This window comes from Vibrio sp. G-C-1 (genome assembly GCF_021728015.1).
GTDB classification, from domain to species: Bacteria; Pseudomonadota; Gammaproteobacteria; order Enterobacterales; family Vibrionaceae; genus Vibrio; species Vibrio splendidus.
This window is the reverse complement of the sequence record NZ_JAKKCR010000003.1, coordinates 112815-129930: the sequence shown is the minus strand read 5'-3', so window position 1 is coordinate 129930 and position 17116 is coordinate 112815. Positions and strand designations below refer to the sequence as shown.

General features: G+C 43.3%; 16 protein-coding genes. 9 read left to right on the top strand and 7 right to left on the bottom strand.

What is annotated here, in order from left to right:
* Positions 1 to 126 precede the first annotated feature (126 nt).
* The 3 genes from L3V36_RS05970 to L3V36_RS05960 all read left to right on the top strand — a co-directional run bounded on the left by L3V36_RS05970 (position 127) and on the right by L3V36_RS05960 (position 2909).
* Positions 127 to 1458 (top strand): MFS transporter, encoded by a 1332-nt coding sequence (locus tag L3V36_RS05970; protein ID WP_208774645.1) that lies wholly within the window; start codon positions 127 to 129, stop codon positions 1456 to 1458.
* A gap of 143 nt (positions 1459 to 1601) precedes the next feature.
* Positions 1602 to 2483, top strand: a complete 882-nt coding sequence (locus tag L3V36_RS05965) for a DMT family transporter (RefSeq protein WP_102446861.1) — start codon at positions 1602 to 1604, stop codon at positions 2481 to 2483.
* Positions 2484 to 2663: 180 nt separating this feature from the next.
* Positions 2664 to 2909 (top strand): hypothetical protein, encoded by a 246-nt coding sequence (locus tag L3V36_RS05960; protein ID WP_004731965.1) that lies wholly within the window; start codon positions 2664 to 2666, stop codon positions 2907 to 2909.
* A 55-nt stretch (positions 2910 to 2964) separates the two neighbouring features.
* On the opposite strand, the gene L3V36_RS05955 is transcribed toward L3V36_RS05960, so the two are convergent.
* On the bottom strand, positions 2965 to 4152 hold the full coding sequence (locus tag L3V36_RS05955) for a GGDEF domain-containing protein (RefSeq protein WP_102446862.1): 1188 nt from the start codon (positions 4150 to 4152) through the stop codon (positions 2965 to 2967).
* A 304-nt stretch (positions 4153 to 4456) separates the two neighbouring features.
* Here L3V36_RS05955 and L3V36_RS05950 point away from each other — a divergent pair, with 304 nt between their 5' ends.
* Entirely contained in the window at positions 4457 to 5245 is a 789-nt protein-coding gene (locus L3V36_RS05950) for a phytanoyl-CoA dioxygenase family protein (protein WP_102446863.1), read from the top strand.
* Positions 5246 to 5364: 119 nt separating this feature from the next.
* Positions 5365 to 5706: a hypothetical protein gene (locus L3V36_RS05945; RefSeq protein WP_017081414.1), complete on the top strand. Its 342-nt coding sequence runs from the start codon at positions 5365 to 5367 to the stop codon at positions 5704 to 5706.
* A gap of 146 nt (positions 5707 to 5852) precedes the next feature.
* Here the strand turns inward: L3V36_RS05945 and L3V36_RS05940 are convergent, their stop codons facing one another.
* Together L3V36_RS05940 and L3V36_RS05935 are read right to left on the bottom strand one after the other, a co-directional pair.
* Complete coding sequence (locus L3V36_RS05940; RefSeq protein WP_076649392.1) at positions 5853 to 7064, bottom strand: radical SAM protein; 1212 nt, start codon at positions 7062 to 7064, stop codon at positions 5853 to 5855.
* A 30-nt stretch (positions 7065 to 7094) separates the two neighbouring features.
* Positions 7095 to 7370, bottom strand: coding sequence for a hypothetical protein (locus tag L3V36_RS05935; RefSeq protein WP_076649390.1), 276 nt, complete (start codon positions 7368 to 7370; stop codon positions 7095 to 7097).
* Positions 7371 to 7566: 196 nt separating this feature from the next.
* Between L3V36_RS05935 and L3V36_RS05930 the strand changes: the two genes are divergently transcribed.
* Entirely contained in the window at positions 7567 to 8556 is a 990-nt protein-coding gene (locus L3V36_RS05930; RefSeq protein WP_102446864.1) for a zinc-dependent alcohol dehydrogenase family protein, read from the top strand.
* 21 nt (positions 8557 to 8577) lie between these two features.
* Here the strand turns inward: L3V36_RS05930 and L3V36_RS05925 are convergent, their stop codons facing one another.
* From L3V36_RS05925 to L3V36_RS05915, 3 genes are all read right to left on the bottom strand, one after another.
* Positions 8578 to 9525 (bottom strand): iron ABC transporter permease, encoded by a 948-nt coding sequence (locus L3V36_RS05925; protein ID WP_017081412.1) that lies wholly within the window; start codon positions 9523 to 9525, stop codon positions 8578 to 8580.
* Positions 9526 to 9626: 101 nt separating this feature from the next.
* A complete protein-coding gene (locus tag L3V36_RS05920) occupies positions 9627 to 10589 on the bottom strand; it encodes an ABC transporter substrate-binding protein (RefSeq protein WP_102446865.1) in 963 nt (320 codons plus the stop codon).
* Positions 10586 to 11428: an ABC transporter ATP-binding protein gene (locus L3V36_RS05915; RefSeq protein WP_208774643.1), complete on the bottom strand. Its 843-nt coding sequence runs from the start codon at positions 11426 to 11428 to the stop codon at positions 10586 to 10588. The genes L3V36_RS05920 and L3V36_RS05915 overlap by 4 nt, the downstream gene beginning before the upstream one ends.
* Positions 11429 to 11799: 371 nt before the next feature.
* Here L3V36_RS05915 and L3V36_RS05910 point away from each other — a divergent pair, with 371 nt between their 5' ends.
* On the top strand, positions 11800 to 13704 hold the full coding sequence (locus tag L3V36_RS05910) for a bifunctional UDP-sugar hydrolase/5'-nucleotidase (protein WP_102446866.1): 1905 nt from the start codon (positions 11800 to 11802) through the stop codon (positions 13702 to 13704).
* Between the two features lie 262 nt (positions 13705 to 13966).
* Here L3V36_RS05910 and L3V36_RS05905 read toward each other — a convergent pair whose 3' ends face one another.
* Positions 13967 to 15076: a hypothetical protein gene (locus L3V36_RS05905; RefSeq protein WP_102446867.1), complete on the bottom strand. Its 1110-nt coding sequence runs from the start codon at positions 15074 to 15076 to the stop codon at positions 13967 to 13969.
* 94 nt (positions 15077 to 15170) lie between these two features.
* Between L3V36_RS05905 and L3V36_RS05900 the strand changes: the two genes are divergently transcribed.
* Positions 15171 to 15917 carry a hypothetical protein gene (locus L3V36_RS05900; RefSeq protein WP_208774642.1) on the top strand — a complete coding sequence of 249 codons (747 nt, stop codon included), beginning with the start codon at positions 15171 to 15173 and terminating at the stop codon, positions 15915 to 15917.
* Between the two features lie 497 nt (positions 15918 to 16414).
* Positions 16415 to 17113, top strand: a complete 699-nt coding sequence (locus L3V36_RS05895) for an ABC transporter ATP-binding protein (RefSeq protein WP_102446869.1) — start codon at positions 16415 to 16417, stop codon at positions 17111 to 17113.
* The last annotated feature ends 3 nt before the right edge of the window (positions 17114 to 17116 follow it).

Here is a 17116-nt window from a genome sequence, read left to right as displayed (position 1 = left end):
CACTATGAACCATGAACTCGAAGATCACCTAAATCAGATATTTTAGGGATTTGGCAACAATTCCATGATTTAAAAGAGTAAAAGGGTTATACATAATGATGTGTTATCTAAATTACTGAAATTATCATGACGCTCAAAGAGATCCTTAACATTCCCAATGTCCGCTACTTCTTAATGTTTCGAAGCAGCTACTTTGCGCGTTTTTACTACCCTATATTCACCCTACTTTATTTAGATTACGGGCTAACTCTTTCTCAATTCGCGATGCTCAACGTAGTATGGGCAGCCACCATTGTGCTTGCTGAAGTACCGTCGGGCGCGTTCGCTGATACCTTAGGTCGCAAGAAACTGGTGGTGCTGTCTTCGATTGTGATGTTTGTTGAGATCGCGATGATAGCGCTAGTACCAACCGGAAACCCCGACTTGGTATTCATGGTCTTTCTAATTAACCGGATTCTCAGTGGCTTAGCGATGGCACTGGCCAGCGGCGCCGACGAGGCATTGGCTTACGACACTTTAAAGGAACAAGGCAATGAAGAGTTGTGGCCGCGAGTGCTGCAAATCCAGCTTCGTGTCGCCTCAACCGTCGGTATCTTTGTCACATTGATTGGTGCGGCGATGTACGATGTGAACTTCATGGCGAACATCTTTGATTTCCTTGGACTAGCCGAGCCAGAAAGCACTAAAGATCTGATGCGTATTCCTGTGTTCGCCACCCTATTTGTCGCGATGATCGCTATCTATGCCGCGATTAATATGCGCGAAGAGAAAAAGCTGATGCCAAGTGACCAAACCAAATTGGCAACCACCATCTCAAGTCTTAAATTGACGATCGATGCGGGTAAATGGGTATTTGCTACACCTTACGTACTGTTCATCTTGCTCTACTACAGCCTATTCGAACACACCTCACGCATGTTCCTAACCATGAACAGCCAATACTATCTGGCCATTGATATTCCTATTATCTACTTTGGTTTTATTGGTGCGGGTATCAGCTTGCTTAAGATTATATTGGCAGGGCAAAGCCGAAGATTAGCAGAGAGCATTGAGCCTAAAACCTTCATTTTGGTCATGGGTTTAGCAAGCATGGCGACTTATTACTGGATCAGTTTAGGTTGGTCGATTTACGGAGTCATTCCGGCACTGGTATTAATCTTTATCATCATGACGATTAACATTTTCATCAGCTACCACCTGAATAAAAAAACCGAATCACACAACAGAGCCACGGTTCTCAGCTTTAAAGGGCTGATGTTTAACCTCGGATACGGCCTGATCGGTATCTTGTACGCTTACTACTATAAGTTGGTGTCTCAGGGCTACACCGAACAAGAAATAGAGCAGAATCTTGCCTTCTTGGCCTCACTGTCTTCGTTTTTCTATTACTTCACCTTACTGTTCATTTCGATCAGTGCGATGTTCTATTTCAAAAATAAGAAACAGCTGATCTTCTGAAGAAAGCATCGAACTGTTGAAGAGATCTCTACTGCCGAATAGAGAATAAAGGTGAGTCTCTGGCTATAAACGGATCATGACGCTTCTTATCATGTAATTTTTTGTTAGTATCACCATCAAATTACATAACACATGGACGCGTCATGTCTTTTAGTTGGATAGCCTTTACTCTTCTCGCAGCCTTCAGCCAATCTTGGCGCAATGCCTTTCAAAGCAAGTTAAGTGGCACCATGAGTGTTGCTGGTGTGACGCTGGCGCGTTTTATCTGGGCAGGCCCAATCGCCTTAATTTATCTGTGCGCCCTCTATCAATGGAAGCCAGTATCCACACCTGATTTTTCGGGTGAGTTTGTTTTCTACATTATTGCAGCAGCCATTATGCAGATCCTCGCGACGGGTTTAATGGTGATGTTATTTAAGCTCGAAAACTATGCGATAGGAGCAGGCTTAGCCAAGTGTGAAGCCCCCGTATCTGCTGTATTATCCGTATTGTTTTTTGGTACTGCTTTGACACTAACAGGTTGGGTCGGCGTGCTTATTGGCACGTTAGGCGTACTAATCATGAGTAGTTCTTCTGGTTGGCGAAGTTTGTCTCCGAAAGTATTTTTGTTAGGTATGACGTGTAGTACCGCTTTTGCTTTAACGTCTCTTTGGGTACGTGAAGCAAGTTTGAGCATAGGGTTGCCCTTCCCTCATAGCGCCGCATGGGTGCTGTTCCTCGTCATTTCCCTTCAGACAGTGATTATCTGTACGTATCTCTTTTTCAGAGAACGCGACACGCTGCGCCTGATATTCAAGAAATCTAAACTGGTCGTCATGACTAGCCTAGCGAGTGTTATCGGTTCTCTGGGTTGGTTTAGCGCAATGTCACTTCAAGCCGTTCCGTACGTAAAGACGCTTGGGCAAGTCGAAGTGATCTTCATGGTGTTGATATCCTATTTCTGGTTGGGGCAAAGCATCGCGCGCAAAGACATTCTTGCGCTCATCTTGCTTTCTATCGCAGCGGTCTTGGTGATGTGGCAGTAAGTTGAACGTCATCATGCTTGGGTGTTGGCAAATAAGAACGGGCAAATCATGCCAAGCAAAACATTCATCCGCCGTATAATTTTTACGGTGGCATAAAATGATAAGAACGACCTCCAGATAATTTTTATAGTGCACGTATCAGCTATTAGTATTCCCTCTTACCCAATAGGATACAGCACAATGAAAACACTCGCTCAAATCGCACTAGCAACAATCATTTTTACAACTTCCATGATGGCATTCGCTGAACCCGTAACTACAAACCAAGCCAAGTCAGAAACGGCAACCATAACGGTGAAACATGAAGCAATGACCGTGACGCTAACAGATAAGCATTTTACGTCTGCAGAAGAATCTGAAGCCACTCCTCCTCAGAAGTTAACGCAAAGCCAAAAAACAGACTCAGCGCCACAGCCAACAATATAATGGCCGTGTCAAAACAGTGGACCGCATCAAACTAACGCTTAGAGATCTGTCATCATCAAGCAGTGGCGAGTTGGTTAATATGACTAGGACAAATTGAAGTCATATTGCGACCGTTTGTTTTCGCTTGATATAACGCTTTGTCGGCTCGGCTAATAAACCCATTCCAACTCTCATGCGGATGAAGCTGAGCAACACCAAAACTCGATGTCAAAAACATCTCATGTTCTTGTACTGCTGATACCTCTGAAATAGACAATCGTAACTTGCAGGCAATAACCTGAGCTTGTTGAAAATCGACATTAGGCAATAAAATCATTATCTCGTCTCCGCCAAAACGAAACGCACTGGCTTTGGGCGATGTTTTTATCGCACTTTGAACCATTTCAGCAAAAGACTTGATCACGAGGTCACCTACAATGTGTCCGTGTTGGTCATTGATCGACTTAAAATTATCAATATCCATCATAATGGCACTGACAGGCGCAGTCTCCGCCTGCTTCATGATAACTGGAACCATCTCATCTAATGCTCTGCGGTTTCCCAGTACCGTTAGAGGATCGCTGTAGGAGAGCTCGTGAATAGAACTAAGCAACCTTGCGTTAATCAGCCAAAGCATTGTAAAGCTCATCGACACAATAAGAACGATGCTCACTAAAAAGGCAAGTTGATGAATGAGAGTGGCCGCCATGAAATCCTGGAGCTCAGCGGAAAATAGTGTCACCACGACTCGAAAAACCATAAACCCGCCATATATCGTAAATGACAAGGCCATCATCCGAATACCTAGAGTCAAGTCATCACGCAGGCCCTTTAATACCGCAAAGGCAGTGCAAAGAGTCACAAAAGCCAGATATAAACTAATGAGGATAATTCGAGCCTTTATGGAAGGCTCATAGAACGTGAAGTAAATAAAACATGGCAAAAGAGCCAACATCATTAGACTACTGAGGTAGGTGCATTTGAGAGAGTATTCTCGAAACAGACATAAGCTATACAAGGCGAGATGAAAACCAAGCGCAATGACCATATTGGCACCAATAACGGTGATCCAATCAGGGAACTCCCCTCTTAGGCTCAACATCAACGGCCCAGTTCCGATAACAAATATTGAAATGGAAAAGATTGAAAGCCCTTTAATTGGCTGTTGAGTGAATTGAAATAACAATAAGCCAATACAGTAAATGAAAGAGAACAAAATAATAATAAAATTAAGTGTTCTCATATCCAGCGAAAAACCATCCATGATTTTCTATCTTCCATACGCAAACCAAATCACAACATGGTTAATAATCATACAAACCAAAGAAACATTCACTATATGAATCTTTGTATTTTATAAAATAAGGGATAGATCACATATGCAGAGATTCTTGTCGCATGAGTCCATGATCTGAATAGGCATGTAAAACTCGCCCACACATGGCTCCATAGCATCACGGAATCTACAGGCTTCTGCACTCGTTGCTTGGTTGAATGACGACTGTCTGGCATTATGCGCCCAAGAAGCCTGTGGTTATTGCACAGCAAAGAATGAACGAAGGTAATCAGTGGTAGAAAACAGCCAACAATTAAGTGACCGTTACGACGAACATGGTTACTTTGTTATCAGAAATTATTTCGATGAAGCTCAAATTGCATCGCTTAGAAAAGTCGTGCTGAAATTCCATGAATCATGGAAAGCAGACAACGAAGAATTCTATAAAGAAGAAGCATTTAACTCGTCTTTAATTACGGGAAGCGAATATTTGCTCACCGACGATAGAAGCGTGCTTTTCGACTTCATCAGCTCGAAACAAGTGATGAACGTGGTTGATGCGGTGATTCCGAACAAACCGGCATTCATGAATACACAGCTGTTCTTCAACCCAGTAAATCCGCAACAAAAAGACTTCTGGCATCGTGACTGTCAATACGACTACGACGTTGATGACCAAATGAAAGTCATCATGGAAACCCAGGTATTGCATCTGCGAGTGCCCATTTTTGATGAGCCAGGTATGGAACTTATCCCTGGCACACACAAGCGTTGGGACAACGAAGAAGAGTACAATGTTCGCCAAGAAGAAAACGGCAAAGTGAGCAGCGATGACATCTCTGGTGGTAAGCAGATACCATTAGCCGCCGGTGACTTATTGGTTTTTTCAGCGGATATGATCCACCGAGGCCGATATGGCTTGGATCGTTTGGCTTTGGATATTTTGATCTTTGATTCGGCGGCAGACTATGTCGACTACGTTGATGATGACTGTTTACCAACACCAGCCATGTTGAGCAATATTACCGATCCAAGATTGTTTATGAACACGCTGCATTTGAAATCGATGTTGTGCTCGTAAACGATTAAAACAGTTACATCAAAAGTCACATGACTTGAAAATAATAACAAATATGTTCACATTTATTTCATAGCGCTCGCAATAAGATAGCTTCATATTCAATATTCGAGATAAGCAATATGAAAAAATTGATTACTAGCATGTCACTACTTACAGCACTTGTTTCGGGTGCTGCTTTAGCCGAAGTGAATGGTGAAGATTTTAACGAATTCCCTAAGCAAGATGCGGCTCACTGTTTTGGTTGGGCTGCAGGCTTAGATAAAGACCAAGATTACGCTAAGTTTATTGTCGAGCTATCGAAAGATCGCACAGTGAGTGTCAAAGAAGATCCTTATATAATGGAAGAGTTCGGCACTGCAATGGGTTATTCAGAAGCGATGTTAGAATTTGCTGGGAAAGAAGCTGCGGATGCTAAATATAAACTAGTCTGCGATCCAATCAAACAAAGCTATGGCTTTTGATCGCGGGGTTTCACCGCTACGTCAAAGACTTGATGCAAAGGCTCCACATGGAGCCTTTAAAGTGTACTGACTCAGTCAGGGATTCCGAATAGTAAAACTTATTTATGAACCTTCGCGATTTTCATTCCATGTATCCAGAACAAATTTTAATTGAACCATGCAAAAACTCGTTCTTTCAAGCTCGCATTCTTTCTCCAAATCCAATACAAGCCTTCCTCTAGCTCTTCAACGCTCATACGACTGGGCTGATAAACCGGATGGCTACCATCGTACTTGGACCAATCTTTAGTAAGAAGTCGCCCTTCACGCTCTAGCTGATTAAAAGACTCCGAACCGGGAAACGGAATCATGTAGTGTGGGATCACCTTATCAACCTTGATATCTTCGACGAACTTCTGCGTTTGTTTGAAGATAGAAGTGTCATGTTCATCAAAACCGAACAAAAAATCTCCCCATACTTCAATACCATGAGATCTTATCTCAGCGATGTACTCTTTCATTTTAGATGGTTTCACAAAGCCTTTTTTCTGAGCCTTTAAAGCCTCTTCAGATGGCGTTTCTATGCCTAATAATACAGCTTTGAACCCTGACTTCACCGCAGCACTAAGCAATTCGGTGTCACGAGCAATCAAGACTGTCGTTTCCCCATAGAAGCTCATGTTAAGCGGCTCAATGGCTTTAAATAGTGCCAAAGCATATTCACGGTCATGAGTGAGATTGTCGGAGTGTAACTCAACCCACTCAATACCTAATGTCTTGAGATCCGCTAACTCGCTGACGATATTTTCGATTGGCCTTTTCTGAAACTTATCAAAGAACCTTGGCACTAAACAGAAGTTACATTTAAATGGGCAACCTCTTGTCACAACTACTGACCATGTATAATTGTACGCTTCAGGATTGATGATATTTGTTGGGTATGGATTGAGCATACTGAGATCGACAGGCTCGGAGCTTTCATAAATAGGCTGTAGCGAACCAAACTCTGCGTCACGTAGTAACTGAACCCAGTAGTTCTCAACTTCTCCCATCGCCAAACAATCCGCATATACTGCCGCTTCTGAAGGGTTAAACTGAGTATGTAACCCCCCGAGTATGACTGTTTTGCCTTTTTTCTTATATTTAGAAGCTAGCTCGTAAGCCCGATAAGCATCTGGAGTCGACATAAATATCACCACCAAATCAGCATCATTATAAAGGTCGGCTTTTTCACCTATGGTCTCATCAACCATATCTAACTTGTACCACTTTGGTGTCGCAGCAGCGGCGGCAAAGATGTTTTGTGGAGGTCCCCCCGTAGAGGCTTTGTATTTTGAGTAATCGCTGCCAGCAGACGCTTTAATTAAATAGATTTTCATAACGTATCCTAATTATTAAATTTTGCTTTGCTACAAAGAGCTAAAAAACTCAAAGACTCTATTGTCCATATAGAAATATACCCCTCCCATCACAAACCAACTGATGATGATTAAGGTAAACAAAACTGGATGTTCTTTTAGCTCAATACGTTCAACAAAGAAGGCTTCTTTTGCGCGAAGATTTTCCCATCCCCAAAACCAGCAAAATAGCCCCCAAATCAGAAGTAGATCAAACTTAAGAGCAAACAAGGCCATGGTCAGAGCCAGCAATGTTTTCCACTTAGACATTACTTCAGGCACGTTCATCTTTATTAACTCCTAGTTATTAAACTAGGAATCATTGTAGATAGGTGTTGGTCAACTTTTGGTTAACTAATTTCAATTTGAACAATCGATTGCCAACAACATCGATGTTGAGCAATATTACCGACCCAAGATTGTTTATGAACACGCTACACTTAAAATCAATGCAGTACTCATAACCCATAAAGGTATCCGAACTATGACTGACACTAAGCAAAATACCCGAATTAGCCAGTTCCGTTTCGGTCAGCCAAAAGAATCTCTCAAGTTAGAACATGTCGCTTTAGGGGCACTAGACAAAGATAAAGTTCGCGTACACATTGAAGCCACTAACATCAACCCTAGTGATCTGTTGTCGATTTATGGTGTGGGCCAATACAAACATAGCCACCAGCCGCCGAGAGTACCGGGATTTGAAGCGGTAGGAAGGGTTATAGAATCCAGCAATGCTGAGTTTGCAGTAAACCAGCGTGTGCTTGTGGCAACCAGTGGAACATGGCAGAACTATGTCGATGTATCACCAGATGATCTGTTCCAAATTCCTCAGCATCTAGAAAATGGTTACGCCTGTCAGTTGTACATTAATGCGCTAACCGCATGGGTGCTAACGACAGAGGTAACCAAGTTGAACCAAGAAGATGTGTTGATCATCAACGCTGGCAGTTCAGCCATAGGTAAGATCTTTTCGCAATTATCAGTATCACTCGGCTTCAAAATCATTATCGTTACATCACAACCGAAACGATACCCAACTACCACCAACTGGATATTAGATGCGAACGCTGATCTAGTTTCTCAAATTAAGGCGTTAGACTTGCCTATGCCAACCGTTGCCTTTGATGCGATTGGCGGCTCACCCGGAACCGATCTTATCCACACCCTTGGCAACAACGGGCGCTTTATCAACTATGGGACGCTGTCGTTGGATTTTTACGAGCCACGCTTCTTTGAGTACGCGAAAAGCCAACACATCGATTTCAGCACCTTCTTCTTACGTTATTGGGAAGAAGCGGAAGGTAAAGATGTTCGCCGTGAAAAGTTCACGACTATGCTAGATCACTTCATCACAAACGATATTCAGCTCGACGTTGACCGCTATCTGCCATTCGATGAAGTGCAAACCGCGATTGATCTCATTGAATCGAAAACCACACGCCTAGAGGGCAAGATCGTCTTACTGCCTGTGTAGTTTGGTGGAATTGAGCACACACTATTTACGCCAAACAAGATACAGAACGAATAACCCGCCAAGCGCTGCTGTCACAATACCTACTGGCAGTTCTTGTGGCGCTAATATGGTTCGGCTAATCACATCCCCAAACAGTAAAAGAACCGCGCCCCATAAGGCAACCAAAGGCAGAGCTCGCTTGTGAGTGACACCTGAAAATGGTCGTACTAAGTGGGGTACCATCAAGCCAATAAAGCCGACCACTCCGGTCATCGATACAATCGACGCTGTGCAAAACGCACAACAGAGAAAAATCTCGCTTTGTAGGCGGTGTACGTTGATCCCCAGTGAGCTTGTCGTCTGTTCACTCACCAACAAAGTATCGAGCTCCCGGTAACGCTTGAAAATTAACGCAATCAGACATAACACTCCCGCCAAGGCAAAAATCAAATTATCCCAACGTGCGAGCCCTAAGCCTCCCATCGTCCAGAACAAAATCGAACTCGCCGCTCTCTGGTCGCCTGAATAGATCAAAAAACTCGTGATGGCGCCGAATAGAAATGAGATCGCCAAACCACACAAGATCAAGTTGTCATTGCCCTTTTTCTTCTGCATCGAAAACAGAATCAGAACAGCGGTCGCCGACACAATACCACCCGAGAATGCAGCCAGTGGCAGTGACCAAACACCCAGAGCGTCTCCCACTTTGGTGATCACCAACACCGCACCAGCAGACGCGCCAGATGACAAGCCAAACAGAAACGGATCCGCCAGATCATTTCGTGTCGAGGTTTGAAGCAACGCTCCAACCATCGCCAGCCCTGCACCCGCGATAACCGCTAACAATGCTCTAGGTAACCTTAGATCGATCAGTATTCGACTGGTCATATCCGGCGTTGGATCAGTGAAAGAGCTCAGCCCTACAATCACTTCCTTAAAAGACAAAGGGACTGAGCCAAATTGTAAACTCATCATGAAGGCGAGCAGCATGGCAGTGATACCTGTTAGCCATGCTGCTCGATATTTATCAAATAAAATCAAAGGACTACTACTCTTATCAATAACAAGCTTTCATATAACAACCTTCCCGATCACTCAGAAACGAACGCCTCTGCAAGTTTCTCAATAGCATCGATATTGTCAGGCCCAGGAGTGAGTTGCTCATAACGCAGTTTGACATAACGACCAGAAGTGACCGCATTGGTGTATTTCATCAACGGATGGGCTTCTAGGAAACGTTGCAACGAATCGGCACCACTTGCCGATTGGTAATCCAGAAGAATAATCACATCTGGGTTTTCACGAGCGACATTCTCCCAAGATGTTCTTGCCCAGCTTGCTTCCATGTTGCCAGTGATATTTTGGCCACCAGCAGCTTCAATCATTGCGTTTGGCATTCCGTACTTACCGGCGGTGAAAGGCTTATCTTCACCCGAATCAAACAGGAACACTTTTGGACTCGGCTTACCTGATGCTTTCTGCTTTTCTGCTACTTTTTCAACTCTCTCTTTCCAGCTGCTTACCAAAGCCTCGGCTTCTGCTTGCTTGTCGAAAATAACGCCTAGCTTTTGCATGTCGCCATAAAGCAGATCCATTGTCGCACCTTCTTTTTGGTCTTGGGTATGAATGCAACTCTCAGAGAGCACTAAGGTATCAATCCCATATGGCTTCAGTGTTTGAGGCGTCACTTCACCGCCCACTTTCATTCCGTAATTCCAGCCAGCGAAAAAGAAGTCAGCATCAGCAGCAATCAATGTTTCTAATGAAGGATACTTCGGTGCGAGCTCAGGAATGTCACCTAAACGTTCTTCAAACGAACTCGACATCTTGTACCACCCAGTAATGCCCGTAACGCCCACCATCTCCTTTTGAAGACCAAGAGCAAACGCCATCTCGGTCATATTGATGTCGTGTACAACCACACGCGAGGGCCGCTTTTCAATGGTCAGTGGGCTCCCACAGTTATCAACCGTCACTGGGTATTGAGTGCTTGTCGCATGCGCAAAAGAGAAAGGTAAAAGAAACAAAAGACTGGAAATTACAGGCCACTTCATTGGGCTGCTCCTATTAAAGAGTGATTAGAGAGAGTTAAGTGAGTTGAGTAAGTTGATGCAGCTTCAAAATGATGGATGGTGCTGCATAGATTAGGATGATTGAACGTGAGAACGCGCAATCCAAAAACAGGGATCATGTATCGGTCTTGCATCACGGTATCTGGGGCTGAGAACGCCACCATCTTTTGGTGTGACATCAACAAGACTTTGTCGGCGAATGGCGCTACCAAAGGTAAATCGTGCAGCACCACGACAGACGCAATGCCACGTTGTTTAATTAGGCTCAGAAGTTCAAGACGAGCGAGAGGATCAAGGTGGTTTGTAGGCTCATCTAAGAGTAAAAGCCTCGGCTCTTGTGCGAAGGCGCGAGCAATACTTGCACGTTGCTGTTCACCACCGGATAGCTCACCAAAGCACCGCTGGCTTTTGTGAACAAGACCAACATCTTGCATCGCCTGCTGAACCGCTCGTTTGTGCTCTTTTGCACTACAACAAAACGTATGAGGAGTGCGGCCTAAGCCAACATACTCAGCAACGCTCAAACGAGGATCAACATGCTCATGCTGAGTAACCACCGCGACATGCTTGGCTATCTGCTGCCGCTCAAGGCTTCCAAGTGCAATGCCAGACAACATCAACTCACCCGCGACGGTTTTGTATTCGCCTGTAATGCCTTTCAGCAAACTGGACTTTCCACTTCCATTAGGCCCAATGATGGCAACGCATTCACCGTCGTTCACATCAAATGTCACGTCGGAGACGGCTCTCCAGTTAGCCAAGCCATTAGCGCAGAGCCCGCGCACAGACAATACAGGTTTATTCAATTTCCCACCGAACATCCAAAAATAGCATTTATTGTTATGTTATAACATAACAATAAATTAAAGGCATAGTTAATAATAGAAATATTAAGACCGCGCTAAGAAGCATTGGAAATGGCAGGACAACCCAATCACCTTGAACAAAGACAGAAGTACTTACGAAAATTGATTCACTGAGAAAGTTTGATTCAAGGAATTGAGTATTGAGAACGCAGTAAAGAGTTGTAATGCGTTTCTCCATAACTTAAGTGGTTACGAGATGGTCATGAATCACATTTATTTGAAACATCAGTAAGTTATATCACTATAAATATGACACTGATCACCCATAAGGTAATCTCGATTCTATATGGTAGCGTCATACTTAAAACCACGATGCGAACATACTGATGAAAAGACACATACTATCAAGCGCCATCCTACTCTCTCTAGCCTTTCCCACCTTTGCAGCTGATGGCGACATACACGATGTCACGATACTGGGTACTTCAGATATTCATGGTCATTTTATGGCGTGGGATTACGCGGCAGATAAACTCAATACTCGTGGTAGTTTGAGTCAAATCGCGACCAAAGTTGGTGAGATCCGCAAAGAGCAATCTAACATTATCCTTGTCGATGCTGGCGACACCATCCAAGGCAACTTCGTAGAAACCTTCAAAGACGAGCCTGTTGATCCAATGATGCTTGGCTTTAATCACATGAAATACGATGTATGGGTTTTAGGTAACCACGAATTCGACTTTGGCCTTAAAACGCTCAACAGAGCCGTTACCCAATTTAAAGGGCAGTCTCTCGGCGGCAACATCAAGAACAAAAACGGAAATCCATTCTTACCGGGTTACACCATTCTAGAACGCGGTGGCATTAAGATCGGCGTGATCGGAATGGATACCCCAATGACGGAGGTCTTTGCGCAAGGCACCAACCGTTTAGAAGGCGTCACTTTCACTAACCCAACCTTGGAAGTGAAAAAAATCGTCAAAGAGATTGATGATCAAGTGGATGCCATCATATTGGTTGCCCATATGGGGATTGAAAACGAGAATGACATTGCTGACACCGGTGTCACCGACATTGCCAATGCAAACCCAGAGCTTGATGCCATCGTCGCTGGTCACATGCACACTCGCATTGATAAAGCCGTTGTGAATGGCGTTATCATTACTGAACCCGACAAATATGGCCGCGCCTTATCTCGTATTGATCTTCAATTTGAAGAACGCGATGGCACATTCACTCTCGTCAACAAAGACAGTTTCACCTATAAAATTAAAGGTATCGACTCTGATGAAAATATGGACGAGCTATACCAGCCTTATCACAAACAACTCAGAGAAATGGCGAATCGACCTGTCGCTCAGCTTACCGGCGTTGATTTAGTCCCAGAAAACGAAATCCGCGGCATCCCTCAAGTCCACGTTCAAGACACAGGCATCAGTGCGCTATACCAAGAAGCGAGCTTCTTCTATGCACCCAAAGCCAATGTCATCGCACTTCAAATAGACAACGACAATGCAGAGCTCGATGTTGGCCCAATCAAAGCCAAAGACATCGCGTACAACTACCAATACGCAGGTGGCGAAATCACTGTCTACCAGATGACAGGCAAAGAGTTAAGAACCTACATGGAATGGTCTGCGGGCTACTTCAACTCAGTACAACCTGGCGATGTAACCTACAGCTTTAACCCTGAGCGCAGAGCTTCAAAATACTCAACCAATGACTTCTTTGCGGGCGTGACTTATACCATCGACCTCACTCAGCCTGCAGGTACACGCATCACCAACCTCGCGTTTGCTGATGGCACACCGGTTACTGATCAAACAGAGATCCGTATTGGTATGAATAGCTATCGAATGGGTCATCTAACCAAGAAAGGCGGCGTGCTAGAAGGTGAATCATTCCCTGTACTCTTTGATACGGAAGCAGAGTATGGAGAAGAAGCAGGCACGATTCGTAACATGACTATCAAGTATCTTAAAGAAGAAAAGAACGGCCAGTATGAGGGTAAGCCTCAACAACGATGGGCACTTTCTGGTTTAGAGAGTCGTTACAATGAACAGCGAGAGATCGTAAAGTCATTGATTAATGATGAAACTATATCAATCCCGACCAGTGACGATGGCCGCTACACAAACATCGCTTCTATCAACGTAAAAGAACTGATGTTCAAATCTGACGAAGCCAAACAAACAGCCATAACCACACGCGAAAAGAAACTGGCGCAGGCGACTGAGCAAGAGAGTAAGCAAATCAAACGCGAAATCACTCTGATCAAAGCGCTCAATTAAGCCTGACCTCAAACCAATAACGACTTAACGACGCTTAGAGCGTGGTTAGGTCGTTGTCGTTCCCATCTTCCAACATTACATCTGTACTGAGTAAAACGGTTGATATTGGTGAATGAGCTGCAAAGGCCAACTCATAGTTGGACATTAGTGAGTTAGAAACTTTGCTCTAGCTCAGGTGGCTCGGATTAAGAAAAGTATTTATACTTAAGTAGGCTAAGGTTAATCCGCAGTCGTCATTGGCACCTAAATCTACTGTATTGGCTCAAGCGGTCAAAATATTTGTTTCTTGGAACGCTGAATAACGTTTAGCTACTAACTTCTTAATCCTAGAATAGCCTCTGAAAGTATCGACAATCAACGTCTCCGCGACTCCATTTTTTATCAGCTCTTTCTGAATGTAAGTAAACATGTTAACGAATATAATAATATCGCTAGATAGCATTGCTTGGCTACTTTGATACGGTATACGAAGTATAGCGATATTGGCTCTAACATCATCAATTGTCATCAAGGAGCCTTTGCGCCATCTATCAAATCTTTTTTTAATTGCTTTCAAGTCAGGATCAACGTGGCTCAGTTCATGAACATTTGACATCCTGACTGCTAGATCGGGATCTTTTAACTGAGCTGTGATTACATCTCGATAGAGTTCAGTCCACTTTATGTCCGCTTTAACATACTTTTCACTAGCCCAGCCTTTCTTCACATTGCTCAACATAACACCTGAAGACAAAACAAGACTCGACTCTGTTTTTGCATCAAGAGTAGGTAAACATTTACTTAGAATCGAATAATCTTTAGTAATGAAGTGCTCTTCAAGGAACAGCTCATACAAAGCTGCCCAATACATAACCATATGAATGATATACTGAGTATTTTGGCTAGTAGTTGCATTGGTTAATGGCCAGTCGTCAACCAGAAGCCATTCACGTAGATAACCAGACAAAGCCGTTAAATCATCACTCCCATAGTTTTGCTTTATAAAGCAGTACTCTACTTCGGTATGAGCTATCAAAAATCCCCAGTAATTAGCAAGTTCATCTTGGGGATCTAAGTTTATTCTAAAGCCTCTCACCAATTGCTTGACCTGAAACCAAGCACCAAGGTGCTTAGGGTCTTTGTCCTTGATTTCATTTTGAATATCTTGCAAAAACTCATTTCCAAAGTAATCCGCAAACATCTGGAGATTACAATCACCAGCTCTAAACTTTCTGAAAAACTGATGATCATGGGTAATATTTGAGTCATTCCTCAACCCCCTCGCCACTTTCACCAAAAGATCTGAATTGGAAGAAATAATATTACTTGACGTTAAGGTCAATTTTGGAAGCTGATTAAACATCAGACCTGCGTTTGAAGCTGGATCATACATATTTCAGTGGATTGTCCCTTTTCTTGTCCTGTTGGTGAGCCAGAATCACCACATCAAGTCAAACTATTATGCGAGAACTACAGTGGAAAATAGCATGGAAGATACGATTATTACAGCCTCACAAGCATTAAGCTTGTTAAGCAAAGCACGCTGTGTTGAGGATTGCTTTTTCGATTCAAGCACCAAGTATAAAAACTTGTACTCATGGCCTTCAAAATTTATTAATTCCAAAAAAATATTAAAGGTTTTTACATGTAAAAAGATTGACCATACTAAGTCGTTCTCAGTAAGAGCATACCCTTTACCCTATGACTCTTATCGAAACCTGAAAGATATTAACTTTAAAGAGATCAGCCAGATAAAGATAGCTCGCACCTTGATTCAAGTGCTTTTATTGGTAGAACGCTCAAATTCGATTATTGAAGTAACAGCAAGTTGGGACTTTGCGAAAGCTCCCCTAAGAGTCTTTCCTACTTGTTTCAACGATACAATCGAACTTAAAAAATTCGCACAGTATCGAGATTCAATGTTGGTTTTTAAATGCAGAGGTTATAAATATGACATCAAACTACCAGCATACTCATACAAAGCATTACTTGAAGCTATCAGTGGTATCAGGTCACAAAAAATTAAAATCAAAGACCGCTGTAACTTTGTTGGCGTTGGTACAGACAATAAAGGAAGAAGCAACAGGTATATCGTTCATAGGAATGATTCAAAACACCTTAAGAAGGTCATAAAACATACCCTAATTTCTGTTGACAAGCTTGTAGGTCAATATAAATGGGGTCAGACACTAAAGTCCACAGGTCAGGAGTTTCACTCTAAGAAACAAATTTAACGGTAATGTTTCTAACTGATTCAGTATGTTGAGGTGCAACTCAGCACAATAGTTAGGAAGATCGCAAAGTGTTTGTAGGAATAGCCTCAGCTCTTACCTAGTGCAAAGCATGTACGTTAGATTTTATAACTAATTTTAAAAGTGGCTGAAACTCGGAATGGGGCAGAAACAAGCTAGCAAAACAGCACTAACCCTCACCACTTTCATAAATAAAACGTTTAATAATTTGAGCCATGATTTATCTCACTTAAACGTTGCCACGAACCATTTGACGAAAAATTCAAAGCCTCCTCGGTGACTCATAGCTCCCACTAACATCCGTATTCCTCCTCACACTGATCTATTTCCCTCTTTTCGAAGTACAAGTTATTAATAATTCGATGTAAATCGCTTTCTTTTTCAAATTGTTGTCTACAGTTTTATAGAGCTTGTCGCTTCAATAATTGCCACAAGTAACGACACCTTTTGATGGTAAGTTTTGGTTATAAGGAAAGGAAATGGAAAGCCCAATTGTCACACTCACACATGCCAGAAAAAGCTTTGTTGATGGTAAAGATACCCATCACGTGCTGGACAATGTCGATTTCGCTTTGGCGACAGGGGCAAGCGTGGCTTTGACAGGGGCGAGTGGCAGTGGAAAGAGTACTTTACTCAACCTAATCGCGGGCTTTGAACCTCTATCCGGTGGAGAATTGTGGCTTGATGGCGAGAACACATCAAATTGGAAAGATCCACAATGGAGCCGATTTCGTCATCAAAAATTGGGCGTTATCTTTCAACAGTTCAACTTATTGACCCCACTCAACGTAAAACAAAACATCGCCTTCCCTCTTCATTTAAATCAACAGAAATGGAGCGACTGGTGCGATTATTTAGTTGATGCATTGGGCATCAGTGAGCTACTCGAAAGACACGTATCCGCACTCTCTGGCGGTCAGCAACAACGGGTGGCAATAGCGCGTGCGCTTGCCCATAAACCCAAACTACTGCTTGCCGATGAACCCACAGGCAACCTCGACCACAAAGCAGGCATTGAGGTAATGAAGCTGCTGAGTGAAATCACTACACAAGGCAACACTGCCGTGCTTTTGGTTACGCACAGCCCAGAATGCGCCAGCTTTATGCAGACAAAATTGGTGTTAGATGATGGTTGTTTAAGGAACGCCGATCTAACCCCAAGAGCGGCAGCGTTGTGAGTA